This window comes from Arenimonas sp. SCN 70-307, from assembly GCF_001724815.1.
Lineage (GTDB): Bacteria > Pseudomonadota > Gammaproteobacteria > Xanthomonadales > Xanthomonadaceae > Arenimonas.
Genome location: NZ_MEDO01000018.1, coordinates 116,795 through 123,564, shown reverse-complemented (window position 1 = coordinate 123,564; position 6,770 = coordinate 116,795). Strand labels below are relative to the sequence as shown.

The following is a 6,770-nucleotide window of genomic DNA, read 5'->3' as shown; positions in this document are numbered from 1 at the left end:
GCTTTCGAGCACTGCGCAACAGCGGCGTCCCGCACCCCGCTCTCACCCCAAACCCTAGGGCAAAAGCCAGACACAAGCGCCTTCAGGCGCGAATCTTTTGCCTTTGCCTTCGGCAAAGAAGAGATTCGCGCCTGAAGGCGCTCCTACACGGGAAGGGCGCGGCTAGAATCGGGCCATGACCCGCCTGCTGATCGCCGACGACCACCCGCTCTATCGCCTCGCGCTGGCGCAGGCGGTGCGCGGCGTGCTGCCGGAGGCCACGATCGACGAGGCCGAGGACCTGCCTGGCGTGCAGGCCGCGCTGGCCGCCAACCCCGACACCGACCTGGTGCTGCTCGACCTGCACATGCCCGGCAGCCATGGCCTCGTGGGGCTGGCGTCGCTGCGCGCGGAATTCCCCGGCGTGGCGGTGGCGATGATCTCGGCGCACGAAGACCCGGCCACCATCCGCCGCGCGCTCGCCTACGGCGCCGCCGGCTACCTGACCAAACGCGCCAGCCTCGACGAGCTGCAGGCCGGCCTGCGCGCCGTGCTCGCCTGCGAGGAGTGGCTGCCGCCGTCGCTGCGCGAGGCCGTCGCCGGCGCCACGGCCGAGCCGGGCGACCGCGAGACCGCCGCGCGCCTGGCCACGCTCAGCCCGCAGCAGTTCAAGGTGCTCGCGCGCGTGGCCGAGGGCCGGCTCAACAAGCAGATCGCCGACGAGCTGGGCATCCAGGAGCGCACGGTGAAGGCGCACATGAGCGCCATCTTCGAGAAGCTCGGCGTGCGCAACCGCACCCAGGCCGGTGTGCTGCTCGGCGCGCTGGCGCTGGCCGATCCCGCGCGCGAAGCCTGAGTCAGCGCCAGAACGGGATGCGCCAGGGCTGCGGCGCATCCTCGCCCGGGCCCGCCTCGCGTTCGTTGGCCGGCGCGGCCGGCGGCAGCACGACCAGCTCATGGCGCCCCTTCGCAAGCGTCGACACCGGCAGCATCCAGGCCAGGCCGCGCAGGTCGCGCCGGGGGTCGGAATACCACTCCGGTCCGATCGCCGCCGGCTGGCCGTCGAGCGTGACGGTGATTCCCGCGCCGACGCAGGCGAGCTGGCGCGCCGCGCGCGCGTCCTCGTCGGCCACCGCGGCCTCGGCCTGCCTGCGGCAGCGCGCGAACAGCTCGCCGTGCAGCATCGGTACGTAGGGCACCACCAGCAGCAGGTAGTCGCCGCGCGACACCGGCGAAGGCAGGAAGGGGGCGTTCGGAAGCTGCCCCGGCTCCTGCATCGAGGCGTAGCTGCGGCCATCGAGGCTGCTGGCCATGCCGCGCCGCGGGTCGGGGAAATCGGCATAGCTGCCCATGCCGAGCTGGTCGCGCGACAGGGCGAGTTGCACGGTGCTGCCGAGCATCGCGCCGAACATGGCGATGAACACGATCACCATGCCCTTGCGCTCGCCGATGTTGGTCGAGAACACCATCACCATCGGGTTCGAGTCGCGGCCCATGCCCAGGCGGGTGTAGGTGCGCAGCATTGCCGTGCAGGCCCGGTGCATCCAGCCACCTTCGGACCAACGTTCGCCGCGACGCTTGTCGAGCGTGGTGGCTATCCAGAACGGCAGGAAGGCCAGGCCCGAGAGCAGTCCGAACACGAGGCTGGTCAGCTCGGGCTTGCCCGCCAGCCAGCTGCCCACGGCGGCCACCAGGTAGAACAGCGTGACCACGGCGGAAATCGGCACCAGGATCAGCGCCAGGGAAATGCCCAGCGCGAAGACCACGGTGGCGGCGTTGTCGGCCGATTCGATGCGGTCCGACAGCGCCCGCCAGCGGCTGCGCACCAGTTCGCGCTGGATGGGGCCGACGCGCAGCCGGTCGAAGCGCGGACCCTCGGGATAGACCGAGTTGATGCCCACCAAGGCCACCCAGTAGGCCCGCAGCGTCAGGTGCAGCAGGAAGGCGAGGGTGAGCAGGGTCAGCGCGCCATTGCCGTAGGTGAACAGCACGCTCGCGAACATGCGCGGGTTGTCGGCCAGGCGCGGCAGCAGCCGCGCCCCCCACTCGGTGACGGCCTGCGTGGCCTGGAACATCGCGAACACGGTCGCGCCCGAGAGCAGCAGCTCCATCTCCCAGGTGGGCGTGGTCCGCTTGGGCAGGGACAGGGACTCGTTCGGGTCGGACATGGCGGGGGCGGCGTGGGCGGATGGGCCTAGCCTCTCAGACGAGGCCGGTGCCAACAAGGTGACCGCGGGTGTTAGCATCGCGCCGCCCGGGACGGGGAGAGCCCGGATGGAAACTCCATGAAGAAGATCATCTGGCTGCTGGTGCTGGTGGCCGTCGTGTTTGGCGCGAAGCAGTATCTGTCCGGCGGCGGCTCGCTGCCGGGCATGGCCCCGCCCCGGTTCGAGAACCCGTATCCGGCCAGTTCGCCGCTGCATGCGCAGCACCAGGCCTTCGTCGACCGGGCCAACGCGGACGAGGGGCTGCGCAAGCGCTTCGCCGGCATCATCTCCAGCAAGGGCCTGTACGCCGAGCTCAAGCTGGCGCTGATGCGCGGCGCGCACTCGCTGGAAGGGCCGCTGCTCATCAACGCCACCCGGGCGATGGCGGCGGTGATCCCGCGCCTGCCGGAACGCAGCTGCGCCAAGCTCATGCGCCCGCGCGACGACTTCGACCCGGAGCTCGAGCGCGATGCGCGCGCCGCCTTCGAGCGCCTGCCTTCGCGGCACCACCAGAATTTCCTCGAGTTCTACCTGCGTGCCCTGCAGGCCGAAGTGCACGATGCCCCGAAGGTGAGGGCCGATCCGCAGGCGCGCGAGCGCGCGCTGCGCCACCTGGGCGAGGCCTACCCGGGCGTGTTCGGCGAGCGCCTGGCCGGCGTGCTGCGCGACCCGCGGCGGGCCAGCGACGAGGATGCCTGCTGGGCCATCAATTCCATGACCCACACCGCCACCCAGCTCGACCCGGAAAGCGCCGAGGCGCTCTCGCGCCTGCTCTGGGGCGGGGAAGGCTGAGCCTTGGCCCCGGCCGCCCGCACGCTGCTGTTCGTGCTGGGCGCGGCCTGGGCTTCGCCGCTGAGCCTGCTGGCCGCGCTGGCGGGCTTGCTGGGCATGGCCTTCGGGGCACGGCCGCGCTGGTCGGACGGCGCGCTGGTGTTCCATCGTTTTCCCTGGGGCCCGGGCGGCGCGCTGGCGCTGGGCAACGTCATCCTGCACACCGGCGCCAGCCTGGATGAAACCGCGGCCACCTACGCCAGCGCCGCGGCCGGCCGCTTCGACCGGCGCGTGCGCCTGGGCGACCACGAGCGCGCCCACGTCTACCAGGCGATGGTGCTCGGGCCGCTGTTCCCGCTGCTCTACCTGGCCTGCGGCGGCGTCAGCCACCGCAACCGCTTCGAGCAAGCGGCCGACCGCTATGCGCTCGAGGGCCGGGGCTGGTGGCCCTGGCCGCGGCCGCCGGCGGCCGTTTGACCCGGCGCAAACCCGGCCCGTACGGCGCTGGTAAACTGCCCGTCACATTCAAACCCTTCGGTGCCGCCATGCAGGCCCTGGATTTCCCCGGTTGCCGGGAACTGTTCGCCATGATCGACCGCGCCGTGGCCACGGGCTGCGAGCGTGAAACCACCGACTGCATCCGCAACGGCCTGGCCGAGCTGATCCGCACCCGCGCGGTGCAGATGCCGGCCTGTGTCCAGGAGCCGGTCGCCGACCATTACGCGCGCCGCGAGCTCTACCGCTGCGAAGAGAGCGGCTACAGCGTGGTGGCCATGACCTGGGGCCCGGGCCAGGGCACGCCGGTGCACGACCATTCGGGCGTGTGGTGCGTCGAGGGCGTGTGGCAGGGCCAGCTGGAGATCACCCAGTTCGAGCTGCGCGAGGAGCAGGGCGAGCGCGTGCGCTTCGAGCCGGTGGGCACCCAGATCGCCGGCGTCGGCTCGGCCGGCAGCCTGATCCCGCCGCACGAGTACCACGCCATCCGCAATCCCAGCGCCGACGCGGTGGCGATCTCCCTGCACATCTACAAGCAGGCCCTGACCTGCTGCTCGATGTTCCACCCCGAAGCCGACGGCTGGTACCGCCGCGCCCCGCGCCAGCTCGGCCTGGACGCCGCCGCCTGAGCTATACTCGCGCCGCCCGCGTGCCGGTGTGGCGGAATGGTAGACGCGGCTGACTCAAAATCAGCTGCCAGCAATGGCGTGTAGGTTCGAGTCCTATCACCGGTACCAACTTCCGCGGAACGGGCGTTCGCCCGTTGCGCGGAAGTGAACCTGACCCCGTTTCTTTACAGCTCGGCCAGGAAGCCGCCGATGGCGGGGCCGAAGCGGCCGATGTCCACCAGGAAGGCGTCGTGGCCCTGCGGGGATTCCAGGGCCAGGAAGCGCGAGTCGGCGCCGCCGGCGCGCAGGCCGTCGGCGACCTGCTCCTGCTGCTGCAGGGGGAAGAGGATGTCGGTGTGCACGCCGATGCTCAGCGCGCGCTCGAGCCGGATCGAGGCCAGGGCCTTCATCACGTCGCCCCCGCCGTATTCGGCGGCGTCGAACCAGTCCATCGAGCGGCTCAGGTAGAGGTAGCAGTTGGGGTCGAAGGTGCGCACGAAACGACGCGCATGGCCCTCGAGGTAGCGCTCGACCTCGAACTCCAGGCCAAAGGGGTCGTCCTCGCGGCACTCGCTGTCGAGCCGCACGCGGCCGAAGCGGCCATCCCATTCGATCGCGGAGCGATACGTCACCACGCCCAGCTTGCGGGCGATGCGCATGCCGTTTTCGGGGTAGGCGTGGTCGTCGTACAGGCCGTGGTTCCAGTTCGGATCGAGCCGGATGGCCTCGCGCTGCAGCGAGCGGATGGCGATCGAAAACGGCAGCGCCTGCGGCGCGCCCGAGACCTGGATGTGCGTGCGCGCCAGGCCCGGGTGCAGCAGCAGGAAGGCCAGCGCGCCCATGCCGCCCATCGAATTTCCGATGACGCAGGCCAGGCGCTCGATGCCCAGTTCGCGCAGCACCTCGCGCGCGGCGCGGGCGCCGTCCTCGACCGACAGGTCGGGGAAATCGAGCCGGTAGGGCCGGCCGGTGGCGGGGTTCACCGAAGCCGCGCCGGTGCTGCCCTTGCAGCTGCCCAGCGGGTTCACGCAGACCACGAACCAGCGGTTGGTGTCGATGGGCTTGCCCGGCCCCAGCATCGCTTCCCACCAGCCCGGCTCGGGGTTGCCTTCGTTGGCCGCGGCGTGGGCGTTGGGCGAGAGCCCGGGCAGGATCAGGATGGCGTTGTCGCCCGAAGGCGCGAGCCGGCCCCAGGTTTCGTAGGCGAGCACGGCGCCGGACAGGCTGCCGCCGCGCTTGAAGGTGAAGGGCGAGGGGAGCCGGGCGAAACGGGTGCCCGGCGGGATGGCTTCGGTCATTGCACCACTTTAGCAACCACCAGCGTCGCGGTGGCACCGTCGGCGACGTCGAGCTCGATGGCCCCGGCCTCCAGGTCGCCCGGGGCCGCGCCAGCGTCGCCGGACTTCGATACCCGCGCCAGCAGGCGCACGCGGGCCTGCTGCGAGAGCTTCTGGGCCGGCATCAGGCCGTCGGCGTCCGAGAGCGTCACCTCGAGCGGGAAGCCCGTGGCCGGCAGGCGCTTGACCGCCACCGGCAGCCCGCCCTCGAGGGTGCGGGCGAAGACGTAGAGCGTATCGCCCGGGGCCAGCTGGTCGGCCACGGCGGGGTCGAGCTGCACGGCCACGCGCAGGCTCGGGCCGGGGGCTGCGGATTCTTCCGGTGCCAGCGGCTCAAGGCCGGCCAGCGAGCGGGCCTGGTCGATCTGCGGGCGCAGCGCGGCGGCGGTGCTGGCTTCCACCAGCGGCAGCAGGCGCTCCCAGACCGCCGCGGCCCCGGCGGGGTTGCCCGACTGCAGCTGGTGCGCGCCCAGGTAGAACAGGCCGCGCTGGTGCGCGGGCTGGATCTGCACCGCGCGCTCGAGCAGGGCCACGGCCTCGGGCGGATAGCGGCCGTCGCCGGCGGCGCGCAGCCGGGCGTCGGCCAGCTCGACCATCAGGTCGGGCTCGTCGGGCAGCAGCGCCTGGGCGCGGGAGAAGGCCTGCACGGCCTCGGCCCAGCGCTCCTGCGCGGCGCGGCTGCGGCCCAGCAGCACCCAGCCCTCGACGCTGCCGGGTTCGTCGGCCAGGCGGCGCTCGAGCTGCACGATGGCCTCGTCGAGCGTGGTCGGGGTCTTCACCAGCGCCGGGTCGAGCGCGTCGGGCTCGCCGTAGAGGGCGTAGAGGCCGGCGGTGCCGACGACCAGCACCAGCGCCACGGCCAGCGAACCGGCGCGCGCGGTTTTCCAGATCGGGCGCAGCACGATGGCCAGCACCACGGCCAGCAGCCCCAGCGAAGCAATCAGCAAACCGGACATCACCACTCCTGGTTGTCTTCGGACGGCGCGGTGGCCGGTGCATTCGTGGCGCGCCGGCGCACCACCACGGCCACGGCGATGCCGCCGCCGAGCACGATCAGCGCCGGGCCGAACCACAGCAGCCAGGTGGACGGTTTCACCGGCGGGTTGTAGAGCACGAACTCGCCGTAGCGCGCGACCAGGTAATCCTTGATCTCGCGGTCGGACTTGCCCTCGCGCATCAGCTCGAGCACCTGCGCGCGCAGGTCGCCGGCGATCTGGGCGTTGGAATCGGCCAGCGACTGGTTCTGGCACATCACGCAGCGCAGCTCGGCGCTGAGCGCGCGGAACCGGGCTTCCTCGGCGGCGTCGCGGAACTCGATGGGCTCGAAGGCGGCCGCCGCGGCGGCGCACAGCATCAGCAGGGCGGCAAGCAGC

8 protein-coding genes and 1 tRNA gene are annotated in these 6,770 nt (G+C 71.9%); 5 read left to right on the top strand and 4 right to left on the bottom strand.

What is annotated here, in order from left to right; all coding sequences use genetic code 11:
- Positions 1-175: 175 nt before the first annotated feature.
- Positions 176-835 carry a response regulator transcription factor gene (locus ABS41_RS10625; protein WP_290593718.1) on the top strand — a complete coding sequence of 220 codons (660 nt, stop codon included), beginning with the start codon at positions 176-178 and terminating at the stop codon, positions 833-835.
- A 1-nt stretch (position 836) separates the two neighbouring features.
- Here the strand turns inward: ABS41_RS10625 and ABS41_RS10620 are convergent, their stop codons facing one another.
- Positions 837-2,147: a hypothetical protein gene (locus ABS41_RS10620; RefSeq protein WP_290593716.1), complete on the bottom strand. Its 1,311-nt coding sequence runs from the start codon at positions 2,145-2,147 to the stop codon at positions 837-839.
- A 117-nt stretch (positions 2,148-2,264) separates the two neighbouring features.
- On the opposite strand from ABS41_RS10620, the gene ABS41_RS10615 reads away from it, so the two are divergent.
- From ABS41_RS10615 to ABS41_RS10600, 4 genes are all read left to right on the top strand, one after another.
- Positions 2,265-2,978: a hypothetical protein gene (locus ABS41_RS10615; RefSeq protein ID WP_290593714.1), complete on the top strand. Its 714-nt coding sequence runs from the start codon at positions 2,265-2,267 to the stop codon at positions 2,976-2,978.
- A gap of 3 nt (positions 2,979-2,981) precedes the next feature.
- Entirely contained in the window at positions 2,982-3,434 is a 453-nt protein-coding gene (locus ABS41_RS10610) for a hypothetical protein (RefSeq protein WP_290593712.1), read from the top strand.
- A gap of 68 nt (positions 3,435-3,502) precedes the next feature.
- Positions 3,503-4,081, top strand: coding sequence for a cysteine dioxygenase family protein (locus ABS41_RS10605; protein ID WP_290593710.1), 579 nt, complete (start codon positions 3,503-3,505; stop codon positions 4,079-4,081).
- Between the two features lie 22 nt (positions 4,082-4,103).
- Positions 4,104-4,189: transfer RNA gene (locus ABS41_RS10600), tRNA-Leu, on the top strand.
- 56 nt (positions 4,190-4,245) lie between these two features.
- Here the strand turns inward: ABS41_RS10600 and ABS41_RS10595 are convergent.
- From ABS41_RS10595 to ABS41_RS10585, 3 genes are read right to left on the bottom strand one after another with little or no spacing between them, the layout of a single operon-like run.
- Positions 4,246-5,358 (bottom strand): homoserine O-acetyltransferase, encoded by a 1,113-nt coding sequence (locus ABS41_RS10595; protein WP_290593708.1) that lies wholly within the window; start codon positions 5,356-5,358, stop codon positions 4,246-4,248.
- Complete coding sequence (locus ABS41_RS10590) at positions 5,355-6,353, bottom strand: tetratricopeptide repeat protein (protein WP_290593706.1); 999 nt, start codon at positions 6,351-6,353, stop codon at positions 5,355-5,357. Before ABS41_RS10590 ends, ABS41_RS10595 begins: the two co-directional genes overlap by 4 nt.
- Positions 6,353-6,751: a cytochrome c-type biogenesis protein CcmH gene (locus tag ABS41_RS10585; protein ID WP_290593732.1), complete on the bottom strand. Its 399-nt coding sequence runs from the start codon at positions 6,749-6,751 to the stop codon at positions 6,353-6,355. The genes ABS41_RS10590 and ABS41_RS10585 overlap by 1 nt, the downstream gene beginning before the upstream one ends.
- Between the last annotated feature and the right edge of the window lie 19 nt (positions 6,752-6,770).